The organism is Pseudomonas californiensis (genome assembly GCF_021147775.1).
Lineage (GTDB): Bacteria > Pseudomonadota > Gammaproteobacteria > Pseudomonadales > Pseudomonadaceae > Aquipseudomonas > Aquipseudomonas californiensis.
On sequence record NZ_JAGTPK010000012.1, the window covers coordinates 56210 to 72364 of the forward strand.

The 16155-nt window shown below is 59.5% G+C and carries 20 protein-coding genes; 11 read left to right on the forward strand and 9 right to left on the reverse strand.

Going from position 1 to position 16155, the window contains the following annotated elements; translation table 11 throughout:
* Positions 1-4: 4 nt before the first annotated feature.
* From KDX37_RS13800 to KDX37_RS13810, 3 genes are all read right to left on the reverse strand, one after another.
* Entirely contained in the window at positions 5-1270 is a 1266-nt protein-coding gene (locus KDX37_RS13800; RefSeq protein WP_231653235.1) for an ABC transporter permease, read from the reverse strand.
* A gap of 1 nt (position 1271) precedes the next feature.
* Positions 1272-1982 (reverse strand): ABC transporter ATP-binding protein, encoded by a 711-nt coding sequence (locus KDX37_RS13805; protein WP_231653236.1) that lies wholly within the window; start codon positions 1980-1982, stop codon positions 1272-1274.
* A gap of 67 nt (positions 1983-2049) precedes the next feature.
* Positions 2050-2637 (reverse strand): DUF2796 domain-containing protein, encoded by a 588-nt coding sequence (locus tag KDX37_RS13810; RefSeq protein WP_231653237.1) that lies wholly within the window; start codon positions 2635-2637, stop codon positions 2050-2052.
* Positions 2638-2949: 312 nt separating this feature from the next.
* Here KDX37_RS13810 and KDX37_RS13815 point away from each other — a divergent pair, with 312 nt between their 5' ends.
* Complete coding sequence (locus KDX37_RS13815) at positions 2950-3372, forward strand: nuclear transport factor 2 family protein (RefSeq protein ID WP_231653238.1); 423 nt, start codon at positions 2950-2952, stop codon at positions 3370-3372.
* A 60-nt stretch (positions 3373-3432) separates the two neighbouring features.
* Complete coding sequence (locus KDX37_RS13820) at positions 3433-3786, forward strand: hypothetical protein (RefSeq protein ID WP_231653239.1); 354 nt, start codon at positions 3433-3435, stop codon at positions 3784-3786.
* Positions 3787-3841: 55 nt separating this feature from the next.
* Here the strand turns inward: KDX37_RS13820 and trxA are convergent, their stop codons facing one another.
* From trxA to KDX37_RS13835, 3 genes are all read right to left on the reverse strand, one after another.
* Positions 3842-4714, reverse strand: a complete 873-nt coding sequence (gene trxA / locus KDX37_RS13825; RefSeq protein ID WP_231653240.1) for a thioredoxin — start codon at positions 4712-4714, stop codon at positions 3842-3844.
* A 138-nt stretch (positions 4715-4852) separates the two neighbouring features.
* On the reverse strand, positions 4853-5509 hold the full coding sequence (locus KDX37_RS13830; protein WP_231653241.1) for a class I SAM-dependent methyltransferase: 657 nt from the start codon (positions 5507-5509) through the stop codon (positions 4853-4855).
* Positions 5506-5955: a hypothetical protein gene (locus KDX37_RS13835; protein WP_231653242.1), complete on the reverse strand. Its 450-nt coding sequence runs from the start codon at positions 5953-5955 to the stop codon at positions 5506-5508. Before KDX37_RS13835 ends, KDX37_RS13830 begins: the two co-directional genes overlap by 4 nt.
* Positions 5956-6134: 179 nt before the next feature.
* Between KDX37_RS13835 and nrdR the strand changes: the two genes are divergently transcribed.
* From nrdR to KDX37_RS13880, 9 genes are all read left to right on the forward strand, one after another.
* The gene (gene nrdR, locus KDX37_RS13840; RefSeq protein WP_003317051.1) at positions 6135-6599 is read left to right on the forward strand and encodes a transcriptional regulator NrdR; all 465 of its coding nucleotides are present in this window, start codon (positions 6135-6137) and stop codon (positions 6597-6599) included.
* 41 nt (positions 6600-6640) lie between these two features.
* Positions 6641-7741, forward strand: a complete 1101-nt coding sequence (ribD, locus tag KDX37_RS13845; protein ID WP_231653367.1) for a bifunctional diaminohydroxyphosphoribosylaminopyrimidine deaminase/5-amino-6-(5-phosphoribosylamino)uracil reductase RibD — start codon at positions 6641-6643, stop codon at positions 7739-7741.
* A gap of 47 nt (positions 7742-7788) precedes the next feature.
* Positions 7789-8451, forward strand: coding sequence for a riboflavin synthase (locus KDX37_RS13850; protein WP_231653243.1), 663 nt, complete (start codon positions 7789-7791; stop codon positions 8449-8451).
* Positions 8452-8472: 21 nt separating this feature from the next.
* Positions 8473-9564, forward strand: coding sequence for a bifunctional 3,4-dihydroxy-2-butanone-4-phosphate synthase/GTP cyclohydrolase II (gene ribBA / locus KDX37_RS13855; RefSeq protein ID WP_231653244.1), 1092 nt, complete (start codon positions 8473-8475; stop codon positions 9562-9564).
* A gap of 128 nt (positions 9565-9692) precedes the next feature.
* Positions 9693-10169, forward strand: coding sequence for a 6,7-dimethyl-8-ribityllumazine synthase (gene ribH / locus KDX37_RS13860; RefSeq protein WP_002555427.1), 477 nt, complete (start codon positions 9693-9695; stop codon positions 10167-10169).
* On the forward strand, positions 10166-10663 hold the full coding sequence (gene nusB, locus KDX37_RS13865) for a transcription antitermination factor NusB (protein WP_231653245.1): 498 nt from the start codon (positions 10166-10168) through the stop codon (positions 10661-10663). Before ribH ends, nusB begins: the two co-directional genes overlap by 4 nt.
* 16 nt (positions 10664-10679) lie before the next feature.
* Entirely contained in the window at positions 10680-11645 is a 966-nt protein-coding gene (gene thiL, locus KDX37_RS13870) for a thiamine-phosphate kinase (protein WP_231653246.1), read from the forward strand.
* Positions 11646-11779: 134 nt separating this feature from the next.
* Positions 11780-12397: a GTP cyclohydrolase II gene (ribA, locus tag KDX37_RS13875; protein WP_231653247.1), complete on the forward strand. Its 618-nt coding sequence runs from the start codon at positions 11780-11782 to the stop codon at positions 12395-12397.
* Positions 12394-12813, forward strand: coding sequence for an MFS transporter (locus KDX37_RS13880; RefSeq protein WP_231653248.1), 420 nt, complete (start codon positions 12394-12396; stop codon positions 12811-12813). The genes ribA and KDX37_RS13880 overlap by 4 nt, the downstream gene beginning before the upstream one ends.
* A gap of 106 nt (positions 12814-12919) precedes the next feature.
* Here the strand turns inward: KDX37_RS13880 and dxs are convergent, their stop codons facing one another.
* The 3 genes from dxs to KDX37_RS13895 form a co-directional block, all read right to left on the reverse strand.
* The gene (gene dxs / locus KDX37_RS13885) at positions 12920-14815 is read right to left on the reverse strand and encodes a 1-deoxy-D-xylulose-5-phosphate synthase (protein ID WP_231653249.1); all 1896 of its coding nucleotides are present in this window, start codon (positions 14813-14815) and stop codon (positions 12920-12922) included.
* Between the two features lie 157 nt (positions 14816-14972).
* The gene (locus tag KDX37_RS13890; protein WP_231653250.1) at positions 14973-15860 is read right to left on the reverse strand and encodes a polyprenyl synthetase family protein; all 888 of its coding nucleotides are present in this window, start codon (positions 15858-15860) and stop codon (positions 14973-14975) included.
* Positions 15857-16102 carry an exodeoxyribonuclease VII small subunit gene (locus KDX37_RS13895; RefSeq protein ID WP_231653251.1) on the reverse strand — a complete coding sequence of 82 codons (246 nt, stop codon included), beginning with the start codon at positions 16100-16102 and terminating at the stop codon, positions 15857-15859. Before KDX37_RS13895 ends, KDX37_RS13890 begins: the two co-directional genes overlap by 4 nt.
* Between the last annotated feature and the right edge of the window lie 53 nt (positions 16103-16155).

The following is a 16155-nucleotide window of genomic DNA, read 5'->3' on the forward strand; positions in this document are numbered from 1 at the left end:
GTCCTCATAAACGAATTGACAGTCCATCGGCCAGTGACTGCCTGTAGGCTCGCCAGGCTGGCACGGTTCCCATCAACAGCGCGCAACCGAGAATGCCTGCCAGCAGTTTCCATTCATATTGGCCAGGTGGCATAGGCGAGAGGTATAAACCGTAACTATTCACTACATAGTCCTGAGCCAGAAAGATACCGATATTGAGCAGTGCCAGGCCACTGATGACGCCGGTAAGGGCTAGGGCAAAGGCTTCAAGAATCAACAGGCTTGCGATGTGCCAGGGCCTTGCACCGACCGAGCGCAAGATTGCCATTTCGCGGCGTCGCTCGTTGAGGCTGGTGAGAATTGCGGTCAGCATGCCGATCAGCCCTGTCAGCACTACGAACAATGAAATCACGAACAGGGCTTTTTCAGCAGTGCCCATCAGGCTCCATAGCTCTTGCAACGCCACGCCTGGCAGAATCGCCAGCATGGGTTCGCCGCGGTACTCATTGATCTCGCGCTGCAGGCTGAAGGTCGAGATCTTGCTGTTCAAACCGAGCATGAACGCGGTGATTGCTGCTGGCGTCAGGTCCATGTTGCGCGCCTGATCGGCGGAAATACGCTCGTTGCCACGCGCCGGTGCGCCGTTGTGCCAATCGATGTGGATCGCTTCCATCCCGCCCAGGCTGATGTGCAGCGTGCGGTCTACCGGCGTGCCGGTGGGCTTGAGAATCCCGACCACCGTGAACGGTTTGTCGTCGTGTTTGACGAGGCTGATCGCCGCGACGCCATGGGCCAGCACCAGCTTGTCGCCGAGCTTGTAATGCAGGGCCTTGGCCACTTCAGAACCCAGCACCACTTCAAAGGGATCGGTCTGGAATTCACGCCCTTGGGCAAGCTCCAGATGCTGCTGACGGCCGAACTGATAATGCTCGAAATACGCAGCGCTGGTGCCCATCACGCGATAGCCGCGATGGGAATCGCCCAGCGAAACAGGTATCGCCCATTTGACCTGCTTGCTGTTGGCAAAATGCTCGAAGCTGTCCCAACGGATATTGTTGGTTGCATTGCCGATACGAAACACCGAATACAGCAGCAGATTGATCGAGCCGGAACGTGCGCCGACGATCAGGTCCGTGCCGCTGATAGTGCTGGCAAAGCTGGCACGTGCTTCGGTGCGAACCCGTTCGACGGCCAGTAACAGGCAGACCGAAAGGGCGATGGCGAAGGCAGTGAGAAACGCAGTGAAACGGCGATTGGCCAGACTCGCCAGGGCCAGACGAAACAGATACATCTCAGATCTCCACGGCAACGGCGGCGCGATTGAGGTCGCTCAGGGACAGGTTGCGATCAAACAGCGGGGCCAGGCTCTGATCGTGGCTGACAAATAGCAGGCTGGCACCGGCCTCGCGGCATTCGGCAAACAGCAAGCGGATAAATGCTTCACGTGAGTCTGCATCCAGCGCCGACGTCGGTTCGTCTGCGATGACCAGCTCAGGCTGACCAATCAACGCCCGAGCCGCCGCGACACGTTGCTGCTGGCCGATGGACAGCGAGTCCGCGCGACGCAGCAGCATCGCCGGGTCTTTCAGCCCCAGGTGGGCGAGCAGGGTGGTCGTGGCGTTCTCGACGCTGCCGTGCCGCTGCTTTGCCCGCTCGGCACGGACCTTTGAAAAGTGACAGGGTAGCTCAATGTTTTCGCGCACCGAGAGAAACGGCAGCAGGTTGAATTGCTGGAAGATGTAGCCGGTGTGATCGACCCGGAAGCGGTCGCGGGCGGCAGCCGACAAAGCGGACAAGTCCTGGCCCAGCAAACGGATACTGCCACTGGTTGGCTTCTGCACGCCGCCCAGCAGACCCAGCAGTGTAGTTTTACCGCTGCCGCTGGGGCCTTTGAGAAAAAGAGTCTCGCCTGTCTCCAGACGAAAGGTGGGGATGTCCAGCAACTGCGGTTGCCCAGGCCAGTTGAAGCTCAGGTCCGACAGTTCGATCAGTGCTTGGGTCATGGCTGACTCACGCTCGCTTTAAATTAAAAGACCGGGCCATGCCCGGTCGTTGCACCCTGCAAGGCGATCAGAATTTCAGAGTGGGGTTCGCTGCAATCACTTCTGCACCCGACTGGCCACTTGGCGAGATCAGTTGTACCTGAAGCTTTTTGGTATCGGGGAAGGTTTTGAAGATTTGCGACAGATCGAGCTTTTTCAGAATGGCCGGTGCATCACACACGAATTTGTAATGGCCGTGTATTTCGCTGTGTTCATGATGATCGGCGTCGGCGCCCTTGGCGTGATCTTCGTGATCGTCATCCTTGTCACCGAACAGCGGGCTTTCCAGTTTTACTGAGGTAGCCGAGCAGTTCGCTGCGTCGGCAATGCTGAACAATGCGTTCGGCTTGAGCAGCAACTCACGAGCCTTGGCCACTTTGGCCTTGTCTTCGGCGGAGGTCGGCAGATGCTCGAAACCCACGATGTTCATCGCCGGGCTGTCAAACTCGAACTCCAGCGTCTTGCCTTCCAGTACTACGTCCAGGCGACCCACGCCGTGTTCATGGGCACCAAGGCTGCCATGTTCTGCGCCGTGATCATGGTCATGTTCTTCTGCAGCATGAGCGACAGCAAGGGGCAGCAGGGCAAAAGGCAGAGCGAGTAGCAGACGGCGCATGGCGGACTCCGGGTAGGCTTTCGAAAATTCTGTTATGTGATCTTATAACAACTGATGCTCTGAAGCCGTTGTTTTTTGTTCGCCGACAATCGGTTTGGCGTGTATCGAGGCCTCGCTTCGCGAATGGAATAGTCAGCATCGGGCTCATGCCAATCCGGTCTCTCGATACCGGAAAACCCGACCTATCCTTGGTCAGAGTCAGCCTGTTGATGCCGGATGCATTGACGGTGCTTTGCCAGGCATGAAGTTTCAACGCGCACCAGGACCCGCGATTTGGCGTTCGTCAAACGCACTATCAAGGAAGAAGATCACATGAAAAAGCTCCATGCGAATGTAGAAACCCTGCGCGCCGTTTACAAGGATCTGACGCGAATTGCCGAGTTCGCTGACAACGACATCGTGCTGCATAAAGCTGACCGTAGCAGCTGTCGAAGTCTGTCGATGATCATCGGCAAGCTGGCGGTACGCAACCACCAGCTCGACCTGATCGAGCACAGCCGGCAGACCCTGTACATGGACGTTCAGGAGATCGTCGCGAATGATCATTTTGGTTCGGTCCTGGGCCACATGCGCACCAGCTGTGAGCGCAAGACCATGGGTATGCCGTTCTGTGGCCTGTGGCGCTTTCGTGACGGCAAGATCATCGAGCATTGGGAGAATGTCTACGACAGCCAGGCGCTGGGCAGTTTTCTCATGGGTGAGGAGCCCCGCGTCAACCGCTGGCTTTGCAACTGAGCGTGGGCACAGGCGTCAGCCTGTGGGAGCATGCGTGCTGACTGTCAGCAGGGGTGCATCATGTTGCGTATTCGGGGAGCCGTGGGCCAGTGGCCGGTGGATTTGACCATTGAACTGGACGAGGGCGATTGGGCTCAGTTGGGCGCGCAGCTCAAGGCGGCTGCGCCGGAAGCGCCAGAGGTCTCGGCGCAGAGCAAGCCGCTCAATCAGGACGACAGGTTGTGGCAGGTTGCGCAGGACGTGCTGCAGAAGGCTGGTCAACTCAGTGGGCCGGATCTGTTGGCACAGCTGGAAGGCTTGGCGGGCAGCACAGCGGCGGGCAAACGTCTGTTGGTACGGTTACGCCACTGTGCGACGGTGAAAGTCGATAGTGGCGCAGATGCGCCGCTTTACAGCTGGGTAGAGCCTGCCTGATGTAAGGTCGCCGTCATGCAGGCACCTTTGCGTGCCTGCTGACAGCGCGGGCACATCAGTACAGCGCTGCGAACAACTTGCGACGATAGGTCGTGACCAGTGGGTGATCGTTGCCCAGCAGGTCGAACACCTGAAGCAGCGTCTTGTGCGGCAACCCTTCCAGGTAGTTGCGATTGCGGATGAACAACTTGAGCAGGCCTTCCAGCGCCGCTTCGTACTGTTGGCGCGACAGTTGTTGTACAGCCAGTTGATACGCCGCTTCGTCGTCCTGTGGGTTCTGCGCCAGACGGCTTTTCAGCTCGGCAGCATCCGGCAGCGTTGCTGCTTCGGCCAGGAACGTGAGCTGCGCCTTGGCACCTGCCAACTCGGCCTTGTGTGCGTCGCCTGTCACGGCGTCCAGCACCGTACGCGCTTCGCCCAGCTCGCCACGCTCTGCCAGGCAGCGGGCATACAGGATCAGGGCTGCTGCGTTGGTGTTGTCTTCACCCAGCACGACTTTGAGCACGGCTTCGGCGTCGGCAAAGCGACTGTCCGCAAACAGCTCTTGGGCCTGTTTGAACGGATCGGCAGCTGGCGGCGGAGGCATGACCACGTGCTGTTCGAGGATCTTGCGAATCTCGGACTCCGGCTGCGCACCGGCAAAACCATCCACCGGCTGGCCATCCTTGAACAGCACAACAGTGGGCAGGCTGCGAATGCCGAAGCGGGCAACAACGTCCGGCTCAAGGTCGCAATTGACCTTGGCCAGGAGCAACTCGCCCTGATAACTCTCGGTAATTTGCTGGAGCAGCGGCATCAACACCTTGCAGGGCGCACACCACTCGGCCCAGAAGTCGACCAGTACCGGTTGATCGAATGACTTGTCGATCACCAACTGATCGAACGTTGCCGTGGTTGCATCAAAGATGTAAGCGGTGTCCTGGCTCATTGCGCGTCTCGGAGAATCTGAATGGCGCCAACTATAAAGCCCGCAGGGCAATGCTGAAAGCGGCGCGGTAGTGAGTGGCGATATTGTCTGCGGTGCAGATGCTTGCTGGGCTGCAGGCGAAATTCAGCCGCGGGCACTTTATCCTCGTGCGCTGTGATACAGACTCACGTCTCTGAACTCATGTGGCTCGGCCAGATCCGGCAGTGTATGGGCGTTGAGCACCGCCATGCGTTGATAGGCCGGATGCTTGAAGTCGCGAACCCTGGAGTCGGCGACCAGCGCCTGGCGGCCGCGGCTCAGGAAGTGATCCAGCAGCGGCAGGTTGGCGCGGTCGTACAGCACGTCTGCTACCAGAATCAGGTCGAAACGATCGGCCTCGGCGAAGAAATCACCCGAGCAGTCGAGTTGCACCTGATTGAGTTCGGCGTTTGCCCGGCATGCAGCCAGTGCCAGAGGGTCAAGGTCACAGGCGACCACTTCGAGCGCTCCGGCCCTTGCCGCTGCAATAGCGGCAACGCCTGAGCCTGCACCGAAATCCAGCACTCTCTTGCCATACACCCAGTGCGGGTGCGATGCCAGAAACCGCGCCAACGCAAGGCCGCTGGCCCAGCAAAAACTCCAATAGGGTGGCTCGTGCAGGATCCGGCGTGTTTCGTCGGGGCTGAAGGCGCGGTCCATATTGTCGGCGTCGATCAGCCACAGCTTCAAGTCGGTATCCGGAAGTGCCGTGACGGCCAGTCGTGCGTCGCCGAGCAATTCGCTCAGTGCCTGTTGAAGATATGGCGGTGCGATCATGGCGCGCTGACGAACTGCAACTGTCCGAGCGCCTGAGTGGTCGCCTGTTCAATACGCATCGACGGAAGATGCAGAATCAACTGACCTGACTTGCTGGCCCGACCTCGCAGTTCGACACGTCCGCCCACTGGAAAGGCTTCCGGGTTGAAGCGCAATTGAAAGGGCAGCGACTGACCGTTGCCCTTTAGCAAGGTGCTGGTCAGCAGTTTCTGCGGACGCCCGCGCTCATCAATCACCAGCATCGCCAGTTCGACTTCAGCGCCAGCCGGCACGCCCAGCAATTGACCGCTGAGCTCACGTTGATAAGGCAGCAGCGGTCCGGGCCCTGCAGGGATTTTCACCGCGGGGGCGGCTGGTTTGGCCGGCGCAACCTGAGGGGTATCGTTGCTGCTGCAGGCGGCCAGAAAACCGAAAAGGCCAAGCAGGACAAGGGGTCGTAACGTCATCAAGAGCTCCACAAGACAAAATTCGAAAGGCTGTACGACGCTGGCGGCTGTTCCAGTATTGCCGAGCTCTGGCAATTGCACATCGCATTGTTGGCGTCTATATACCGTAAACCCCAAGCCTTGTCTTGCGAGCGGGATGCGCTACCATGGCGTTCCTCTTTCTTTTGTTGCCTGCCACCATGCACTGTCCCTTCTGCGGTGCCAATGACACCAAAGTCATCGACTCCCGCCTAGTCGCCGAAGGCGAGCAAGTACGCCGACGTCGCGAATGTCTGGCGTGCGGCGAGCGCTTCACTACATTCGAGACCGCCGAGCTGGTCTTGCCGCGTCTCATCAAGCAGGACGGCAGCCGCCAGCCCTTCGATGAAGAAAAACTGCGCGCAGGCATGCAGCGCGCCCTGGAAAAACGCCCGGTGAGTGTCGAACGTCTCGAAGCCGCGCTGGTGCACATCAAGCACAAGCTGCGAGCGACGGGCGAGCGCGAGGTCAAATCCCTGGTGGTGGGTGAACTGGTCATGACCGAACTGCAAAAACTCGATGAAGTGGCCTATATCCGTTTTGCATCGGTTTACCGACGCTTTCAGGATCTCAACGAATTCCGCGAAGAAATCGACCGATTGGCGCGTGAGCCGGGCAAGGAATAAGTGCATTGCTGACTGAACAGGCTGCTCTGGACGTTCACTATATGGCTCGCGCGCTGGAATTGGCGCGCAAGGGGCTCTATTCCACCCATCCCAATCCGCGAGTCGGTTGCGTGATTGTGCGCGACGGCAAGATCGTCGGTGAGGGCTGGCACGCACGGGCCGGTGAGCCGCACGCCGAGGTCCACGCCTTGCGTCAGGCCGGCGAGCTGGCCCGGGGTGCGACCGCCTACGTCACGCTTGAGCCTTGCAGTCACCACGGTCGAACCCCGCCGTGCGCCGATGCGCTGGTCAACGCCGGGCTGTCGAGAGTGGTCGCTGCCATGCAGGACCCCAATCCAGAAGTCTCTGGTCGCGGTTTGTTGCGCCTGATCACTGCCGGCATAACAGTGCAGTGCGGTGTACTTGAAGCTGAAGCGCGAGCGCTGAACAAAGGCTTCATCAAACGCATGGAAACCGGGCGTCCGTACGTCAGGATCAAACTGGCGATGAGTCTTGACGGTCGCACCGCCATGGCCAGTGGCGAAAGCCAATGGATCACCGGGCCGCAAGCACGTTCGGCGGTCCAGCGACTGCGTGCTCAATCGAGCGTGGTGCTCACGGGCGCTGACACGGTACTGGCCGACAAGGCCCGCTTGACCGTGCGGCCTGATGAGCTGGGGCTCAATGCCGAGCTGACTGCACTGGCCTCCGCCCGGCCGCCATTGCGGGTGTTGATCGATGGTCGTTTGCGCGTGCCGCTGGAGGCGCCTTTTTTTCAGGCAGGCAGTGCCCTTGTGGTGACCTGTGCTGCAGCATCGGCGCGGGGCCGTTATCACGACGACGGTCATGAGATGCTTGCGTTGGCTGACAGCGCCGGTCACGTCGATCTGCGTAAACTGATGAACGAGCTGGCAAGCCGCGGCGTCAACGAAGTACTGGTTGAAGCAGGTCCGCGTCTGGCAGGTGCATTCACACGTCTGGGGCTGGTCGACGAGTTTCAGATTTTCATCGCAGGCAAGTTTCTTGGCTCATCGGCTCGACCGCTGCTTGATCTGCCGCTGGCGCAGATGAGCGAGGCGCTGGAGCTGAAGATTGTGGAGATGCGAGCCGTTGGTGATGACTGGCGAGTCATTGCTCTCCCTGTCCGCCCAGCCGGCGTATAATTCCAGGCTTTCGCTCAGCGCGAAGCCCCTGTTGTCCCGGAGGACCCATGTTTACCGGCATTATCGAATCCATTGGCAGCATCCGCGCTTTGACTCCAAAAGGCGGCGACGTCCGCGTTTATGTCGAAACCGGCAAACTTGATCTGAGCGACGTCAAATTGGGCGACAGCATCGCCGTCAACGGCGTGTGTCTGACCGCCGTCGAATTACCAGGCGATGGCTTCTGGGCTGACGTCAGCCGCGAAACCCTGACCGTTACCGCGTTTGTCGATCTGAAGAGCGGCAGCCGGGTCAATCTGGAAAAAGCCCTCACGCCGACGACCCGTCTTGGCGGCCACCTGGTCAGCGGCCATGTGGACGGCGTCGGCGAAATCGTTTCGCGTGAAGAGAACGCCCGAGCGATTCAGTTTCGCGTACGTGCGCCGCGCGAACTGGCCAAGTACATCGCCCACAAGGGTTCGATCACCGTCGATGGCACCAGCCTGACCGTCAACTCGGTCAACGGCGCCGAATTCGAGCTGACCATCGTTCCGCACACTTGGAGCGAAACCATCATGGCCGACTACCAGCCGGGCCGTAAGGTGAACCTGGAAGTCGATCTGTTGGCGCGCTATCTGGAGCGGCTGCTGCTGGGCGACAAGGCAGCAGAACCCGGCCACGGCACGATCACTGAAAGCTTTCTGGTCGAGAACGGCTACCTCAAATCCTGAATTGATTGAAGGGGGTGCCGCGTGGCGCTCAACAGTATCGAAGAGCTGGTCGAAGACATTCGCCAAGGCAAGATGGTCATTCTCATGGATGACGAGGATCGCGAAAATGAAGGCGATCTGATCATGGCTTCAGAGTGCGTCACGGCCGAGCATATCAACTTCATGGCGCGCTTTGCCCGCGGCCTGATCTGTATGCCAATGACCCGTGAACGCTGTGAAACGCTGAAGCTGCCGTTGATGGCGCCGCGCAATGGCTCGGGGTTCGGCACCAAGTTCACCGTGTCTATCGAAGCGGCAGAAGGCGTCAGCACCGGCATTTCCGCAGCGGACCGTGCGCGCACCGTGCAGGCGGCCGCGGCCAGGGACGCTAAGGCTGAAGACATCGTCAGCCCCGGTCACATCTTCCCGTTGATGGCGCAGCCTGGCGGCACGCTCGCGCGCGCAGGCCACACCGAGGCGGCCTGTGACCTGGCGCGCATGGCGGGTTTCGAGCCCAGCGGCGTGATCTGCGAAGTCATGAACGATGACGGCACCATGTCTCGTCGGGCCGAACTTGAAGCCTTTGCTCTCGAACACGACATCAAGATCGGCACCATTGCCGACCTGATCCATTATCGAATGATCCACGAACGTACCGTTCAGCGGATTGCCGAGCAGCCGATGGACAGCGAACTGGGTCATTTCAACCTGGTGACCTATCGCGATTCGGTTGAAGGCGACGTGCATCTGGCCCTCACGCTGGGCAAGATCTGCGCTGAAGAGCCAACACTGGTGCGTGTGCACAACATGGACCCGCTACGCGACCTGCTGATGGTCAATCAGCCGGGCCGCTGGAGCCTGCGGGCCGCCATGAGCGCGGTTTCCAAGGCTGGCAGCGGTGTGGTCCTGCTTCTGGGGCATCCGCTGGATGGTGATGTGCTGCTGGCGCATATTCGCGAAACTGCCGGGCAACAACCGATCAAGACGCCGACTACGTACAGCACGGTTGGCGCCGGTTCGCAGATCCTTCGTGACCTCGGTGTGCGCAAAATGCGCCTGATGAGTTCGCCGATGAAGTTCAATGCGATATCCGGTTTCGATCTGGAAGTTGTAGAATACGTGCCCTCCGAATAAATAACGGCAGGTTGGTACATGCAAACGCTGGTTTTTGCATGTTTTGGCCTGACGGTTGCGATTCGTGGCCTAATATCCCTCAAAGTCCGCCTCAAGGCGGGCTTGCTCTTTAATACGAGACTCACCGAATGACCTTGAAGACCATCGAAGGTACCTTCATCGCCCCACAAGGCCGCTATGCCTTGGTAGTAGGCCGTTTCAACAGCTTCGTCGTGGAAAGCCTGGTGAGCGGTGCCGTTGATGCGCTGGTACGCCATGGCGTGAGCGAAAGCGACATCACCATCATCCGCGCGCCGGGTGCTTTCGAAATCCCGCTGGTTGTACAGAAAGTCGCTCAGCGCAGCGAGTTCGCAGCCATCGTCGCCCTGGGCGCGGTCATCCGTGGCGGCACCCCGCACTTCGAATACGTTGCGGGCGAGTGCGTCAAAGGCCTGTCTCAGGTGTCCATGGAATTCGGTGTTCCGGTCGCTTTTGGTGTATTGACCGTCGACTCGATCGAACAGGCCATTGAGCGTTCCGGCACCAAAGCCGGTAACAAGGGCGCAGAAGCTGCGCTGTCCGCCATTGAAATGGTCAGTCTGCTGTCGCAGCTGGAGGCCAAGTGATTTCCGACGATAGCGATCAGTTCAACCCGCGCGACGCCAAGTCGCCCGAAGCCGCCAAAGGCAAGAGCGCCAAGCGTCGCGAAGCGCGTCAAATGGCCACTCAGGCCCTGTATCAGTGGCACATGGCAGGCCATTCGCTGAACGAGATCGAAGCTCAGTTTCGTGTAGACAACGATTTCAGCAACGTCGATGGCACTTACTTCCGTGAACTGCTGCACGGTGTGGCGACCAACAAGACCGAGATCGACACTGCGCTCTCGCCTTGCCTGGACCTGACCATCGAAGAACTCGACCCGGTTGAGCTGGCCGTTCTGCGCCTGTCCACCTTCGAGCTGCTCAAGCGCATCGACGTGCCTTATCGTGTCGTGATCAACGAAGGCATCGAGCTGGCGAAAGTCTACGGCTCAACCGACGGCCACAAGTTCGTCAACGGCGTGCTGGACAAACTGGCGCCGCGCCTGCGTGAAGTCGAAGTGAAGGCCCACAAGCGCTGATCAGCGCCTGACCTGCATGGGAGAGTTCGAGCTGATCCGCAATTACTTCGCCGCTGCGCCATGTGCGCAAGCGGGCGGAGACGTTGCACTGGGGATCGGCGACGACTGCGCGCTGCTGGCGTTACCGCCCGGCGAGCAGTTGGCGATCTCGACCGATACCCTGGTTGCCGGGGTTCATTTCCCGGAAATCTGCGATCCATTCCTGCTCGGTCAGCGTGCGCTTGCGGTGTCTGCCAGTGATCTGGCGGCTATGGGCGCCCGTCCTGTTGCGTTTACCCTCGCTCTGACTCTGCCTGACGTGAATGTCGATTGGCTGCAAAATTTTGCTCGCGGTTTGAGCCATATGGCGCAGGGCTGTTCGATGCGCCTGATAGGTGGTGATACCACGCGCGGTCCGATGAGCCTTACGTTGACCGTCTTCGGCGCGGTGCCCTCTGGGCTGGCCTTGACGCGTGGCGGTGCGCTTGCAGGCGATCTGCTCTGTGTCGGCGGCGCTCTGGGCGATGGTGCGGGTGCGCTTGCACTGGTGCTCAATGAGCGTATTGCCGAACCTGCAATCGCCGAGCCGTTGCTGGCTCGCTACTGGTCACCGCAACCCCAGCTTGCATTGGGGCAGGCGTTGCGTGGCAAAGCCTCCGCTGCACTGGATATCTCTGACGGCTTGCTCGCCGACTGCGGCCATATCGCCTTGGCGTCAGGTGTGCGGTTGTTGATCGAGCGCGATCGGCTGCCGTTATCCGATCCGCTGCTGGCGTTGTTCGACATGCCCGCTGCGCAACAGGCGGCGCTGAGCGGTGGGGATGATTATGTGCTGGCGTTCACGCTGCCCGCCGAACATTTTTCCCGACTCAGAGACGCTGGCTGGCCTGTGCATGTGATTGGACGAGTAGAAGCCGGGGAAGGGGTGGTTCTGGTCGATGCTCTGGGGCACGACGTCACCCCCGTCAGCCGTGGCTATCAGCATTTCCGGGGCGAGCAGTGATTACCGGTCTGGGCTATATACATCGAACATTACGATCTGAATGCCCGGAAATTCAGCCTGAGCGTCTGCCAGAACCTGCTGTTACAATGCTCTCCTTGCGAATTTACAGTCTTCATACTGATTAGGAGCACCCGGTGCCCGTCGTATTTGTCGCCGCTTCCAAGCTGCCTACACCTTTTGCAGAATTCGCCATGCATGGCTTTATCGAGTCCGCGACCGGACGCGAGCACGTTGTCCTGAGCCTGGGCGACGTGGCAGATGGCGCCCCTGTGCTTGGCCGGATTCATTCTGAATGCCTGACCGGCGACGCCCTGTTCAGCCAGCGCTGCGACTGCGGCTCTCAGTTGGAGGCCGCATTGCGAGCCATCGCCACCGAAGGTCGCGGCGTTCTGCTGTATCTGCGTCAGGAAGGGCGCGGTATCGGCTTGATGAACAAGATCCGCGCTTATGAACTGCAGGATGGCGGTGCAGATACCGTTGAAGCCAACGAACGCTTGGGTTTCGCTGCAGACCAGCGCGATTACGCGATCTGCCTGCCCATGTTGCAACACCTGAATGTGGAGTCGTTGCGTCTGATGACCAACAACCCGCGTAAAGTCAAAGCCTTGACTGATATGGGTATCAAAGTTGCTGAGCGGGTACCGTTGCACACAGGACAAAACCCGCACAATCGGCTTTATCTGGCGACGAAGGCGGGCAAGCTGGGCCACATGATGGGTAATGAGCATCAAAGCGAGGTGGGGCCCGTTTGACGCGCAGTCAGGTACGTCAGCGGCTGGAAATGGCCTGGTGGCGCCAACTTGGGCTGACGCTCGCACCGCTGCTGGTTATCTGTGTGTTCTTTGGCTCCAACGAACCGATCGTGTCCGTGCTGGCTATCCCGCTGTTCGTGGCTGGTTTGGGTTCTATGTTTTTCAGTCTCAAGCCATTTGGCGCTTATCAGCGCGCATTGGCCGCCACGCAGACTTCTCTGGATACGCCTGATGAACCCGCCGCGTGGCTTAAGCTGGCGGCCGTACGCCGTATGGCTTTTCTGATCGCGGGTCTTCCTGCCTGGATTGCCGCCGTCGCGGTGCTCTTCGGGCTGCATCCTTTGCCTGTCTGTCTGTTGATGATCTGCAGCGTTGTCCTGCTGATGCTGTATCGAATCCCGCGGAAATTGAGCTGACGTTCGCGGTTGAAGTGGTCAGCGAGCCTGGCGATTGCTTCACCAGAAAAATATCGGGCACAAAAAAAAAAGGCGCTCGATGAGCGCTTTTTTCGTTTTGCATCAATCAGCCAATCAGAACAAGTCGCTCGTTGATCGCCGCTTCGATGCCGGCGGCATCAAGCCCGCACTCGGCAAGCATCTGTGCAGGTTTTGCATGTTCGACATAGGCATCCGGCAGACCCAGGTGCAGCACTGACTTGAGGATGTTTTCCCGGGCCAGGAACTCGCTGACAGCAGCGCCAGCACCGCCCATCACTGCGTTCTCTTCGAGGGTCACCAGCAGCTCGTGACTGGCGGCTGCTTCACGCACCAGTGCTTCGTCCAGCGGTTTGACAAAGCGCATATCAATCACCGTGGCGTCCAGCTTTTCAGCCACTGAAAGCGCCTGAGCCAATTGCACGCCAAACACCAGAATGGCAGTGCCCTGACCCTGACGACGCAAGATACCTTTGCCGATTTCAATGGGCTCCAGATCGTTCTCGATCAGCGCATTCGGACCGGTGCCGCGCGGGTAGCGCACCGCCGCCGGGCCGATATGCAGATAGCCCGTGCTGAGCATCTTGCGCAACTCGTTCTCATCACTCGGCGTCATGACCACGATGCCGGGGATGCAACGCAGATAGGACAGATCGAAGCTGCCCGCGTGAGTCGGGCCGTCTTCGCCAACCAGTCCGGCACGGTCGATAGCGAACAGTACGTCGAGGTTCTGCACCGCCACGTCATGCACCAATTGGTCATAACCGCGTTGCAGGAACGTGGAGTAGATTGCCACGACCGGTTTACTGCCTTCGCAGGCCATGCCTGCCGCCAGGGTCACTGCATGTTGTTCGGCGATGGCTACATCGAAATAACGATCAGGGAAGCGCTCACTGAACTCGACCAGATCCGAGCCTTCTTTCATGGCCGGTGTAATGCCGACGAGCAGAGGGTCCGCCTCGGCCATGTCACAGATCCACTGGCCAAACACGCTCGAATACTTTGGCCCGCCGACTTTTTTGGGTACAGCAACAGGGGCATTCAGCGGCTCGAGCTTGGTGATGGCGTGGTAGCCGATGGGGTCGACTTCTGCTGGTGCAAAGCCTTTGCCTTTCTTGGTTACGACATGCAGAAACTGCGGACCTTTGAGGTCGCGCATATTACGCAACGTGGCGATCAAGGTCGGCAGATCATGGCCGTCGATAGGGCCGATGTAGTTCCAGCCCAGTTCCTCGAACAAGGTGCCAGGGACCAGCATGCCTTTGGCGTACTCTTCGGTGCGGCGGGCAATTTCCCATGCGCCGGGCAAGCGCGACAGCACTTTCTTGCTGCCTTCACGCATGCTGGCGTAGGTGCGACTGGACAGAATCTTGGCCAGATAATTGGACAGACCGCCTACGTTGCGCGAGATCGACATGTCGTTGTCGTTAAGGATCACGAGCATGTTCGCGGCGACTTCCGGAGCATGGTTCAGCGCCTCGAAGGCCATGCCGGCGGTCAACGCGCCGTCACCGATCACGGCAATCGACTTCCGATCACTGCCCTGCAGGCGTGAGGCAATCGCCATGCCCAGCGCGGCAGAGATCGAGGTGCTCGAATGACCGACTCCAAATGTGTCGTACTCGCTTTCGCTGCGGCGGGGAAACGCTGCCACACCGTCTTTCTGACGTAGCGTGGACATGCGCTCGCGGCGTCCGGTCAGGATCTTGTGCGGGTAAGCCTGATGACCCACGTCCCAGACCAGACGGTCGTCCGGCGTATCGAATACGTAGTGCAGCGCAATGGTCAGCTCGATGACGCCGAGGCCGGCACCAAAGTGCCCTCCGGTCTGGCCCACGGAGTAGAGCAGTTCCAGGCGCAGTTCATCGGCCAGGGTTTCCAGCTCGGCTTCAGCCAGGCGGCGCAGGCCATCCGGTGTGTTGGCGCGGTCGAGCAACGGCGTAACCGGGCGCTCGCGGGGAATGTCTTTGAACGTCGTGGGCATCAGGCGAATCGTTATTAGTAAAAGAGGCGGCAGTTTACCTTATGCATCGCAAGCTGCCCATGAAGTGCATCAGTGGCGTCCGAAGTGCACCGGACCTGATGACTGTGACCCGATGAACCTCAGTTGATTCATCGGATTTCGATAGTCGGTATCGCGATCAGTGACGACGCTCGACGATGTATCTGGCCAGGTCGCGCAGAGGCTCGGCGGCGCCGTCAAAGGTCTGCAACGCATACAGCGCCTGATCCCTTAGATCCACGGCATAGCTCTTGGCTGCATCAAGGCCCAGCAATGCCGGGTAGGTTGGCTTGTCGCGAGCGATATCCGCACCCTGACGTTTGCCCAGTGTGGCGGTATCGCTTTCTACGTCGAGGATGTCGTCCTGCACCTGAAAAGCCAATCCAACCGCCCTTGCATACGCTTGCAAGGCATTCAGTCGGGTCTGATCAGCATGGCCGCTGGCGAGTGCGCCGAGCCTGACGCTGGCCTCGATCAACGCGCCTGTCTTGTGGCGATGCATGTATTCAAGTGCCGCTTGATCAAGCTTGAGCCCTACCGAGCCCAGGTCAATGGCCTGGCCGCCCACCATGCCGGATGGCCCTGCCGCTGCCGCCAGCGTACTGACCATTTGCAAGCGTGTTTCAGCATCCCGCGACGTCAGACCGGGGTCGAGCAGAGCGGTGAACGCCAGGCTCTGCAGGCCGTCACCGGCCAGAATCGCGCAGGCTTCATCAAACGCTTTGTGAGTGGTCGGCTGGCCCCGGCGCAGGTCGTCATCGTCCATGGCTGGCAAATCGTCATGCACCAGTGAATAGGCATGGATCAACTCAACCGCACAGGCCGCGCCGTTGGCATCATCCGGAACACCACCGAGAGCTTCACAGGCTGCATATACCAACAGGGGGCGCACGCGTTTGCCGCCGTTCATCACGCTATAACGCATCGCGTCATAAAGACGATCGAGCTCCGGGCCGGGCGCCTGAAACAGCGCTTGAAGTGCCGCGTTGACGCGAACCTGGCTTTGCGCTTGATAGCTCGCGATCATTCAGGCAATTCCGTGTCGTCAAACGGCTCTTCAGCCAGTTCACCATCACGTTCGAGCAATACCTGTACCTTCTGTTCGGCTTGAGTGAGTGCGCTTTGGCAGTCACGCGTCAGGCGCACACCTTGCTCGAAGGCCGTCAGCGAATCTTCGAGCGACAGTTCACCATTCTCCAGCCGCTCTACCAGTGTTTGCAGATCAGCGAGGGATTGTTCGAAATCCAGTGCAGCTTTCTTGCGGGCCATTAGGAGCGTTTTCCGGTAGGTATTGAACCGAGCGACACTAGCAGAGCGAGGGC

Excerpts from the sequence above, each read along its gene's own strand:
- KDX37_RS13830 (WP_231653241.1), bottom strand. The coding sequence starts at position 5,509 with ATGATCGCACCGCCATATCTTCAACAGGCACTGAGCGAATTGCTCGGC.
- KDX37_RS13800 (WP_231653235.1), bottom strand. The coding sequence starts at position 1,270 with ATGTATCTGTTTCGTCTGGCCCTGGCGAGTCTGGCCAATCGCCGTTTC.
- KDX37_RS13895 (WP_231653251.1), bottom strand. The coding sequence starts at position 16,102 with ATGGCCCGCAAGAAAGCTGCACTGGATTTCGAACAATCCCTCGCTGAT.
- KDX37_RS13835 (WP_231653242.1), bottom strand. The coding sequence starts at position 5,955 with ATGACGTTACGACCCCTTGTCCTGCTTGGCCTTTTCGGTTTTCTGGCC.
- dxs (WP_231653249.1), bottom strand. The coding sequence starts at position 14,815 with ATGCCCACGACGTTCAAAGACATTCCCCGCGAGCGCCCGGTTACGCCG.
- KDX37_RS13850 (WP_231653243.1), top strand. The coding sequence starts at position 7,789 with ATGTTTACCGGCATTATCGAATCCATTGGCAGCATCCGCGCTTTGACT.
- trxA (WP_231653240.1), bottom strand. The coding sequence starts at position 4,714 with ATGAGCCAGGACACCGCTTACATCTTTGATGCAACCACGGCAACGTTC.
- thiL (WP_231653246.1), top strand. The coding sequence starts at position 10,680 with ATGGGAGAGTTCGAGCTGATCCGCAATTACTTCGCCGCTGCGCCATGT.
- KDX37_RS13815 (WP_231653238.1), top strand. The coding sequence starts at position 2,950 with ATGAAAAAGCTCCATGCGAATGTAGAAACCCTGCGCGCCGTTTACAAG.
- ribH (WP_002555427.1), top strand. The coding sequence starts at position 9,693 with ATGACCTTGAAGACCATCGAAGGTACCTTCATCGCCCCACAAGGCCGC.
- nrdR (WP_003317051.1), top strand. The coding sequence starts at position 6,135 with ATGCACTGTCCCTTCTGCGGTGCCAATGACACCAAAGTCATCGACTCC.
- KDX37_RS13890 (WP_231653250.1), bottom strand. The coding sequence starts at position 15,860 with ATGATCGCGAGCTATCAAGCGCAAAGCCAGGTTCGCGTCAACGCGGCA.
- KDX37_RS13820 (WP_231653239.1), top strand. The coding sequence starts at position 3,433 with ATGTTGCGTATTCGGGGAGCCGTGGGCCAGTGGCCGGTGGATTTGACC.
- KDX37_RS13810 (WP_231653237.1), bottom strand. The coding sequence starts at position 2,637 with ATGCGCCGTCTGCTACTCGCTCTGCCTTTTGCCCTGCTGCCCCTTGCT.
- KDX37_RS13805 (WP_231653236.1), bottom strand. The coding sequence starts at position 1,982 with ATGACCCAAGCACTGATCGAACTGTCGGACCTGAGCTTCAACTGGCCT.
- ribD (WP_231653367.1), top strand. The coding sequence starts at position 6,641 with ATGGCTCGCGCGCTGGAATTGGCGCGCAAGGGGCTCTATTCCACCCAT.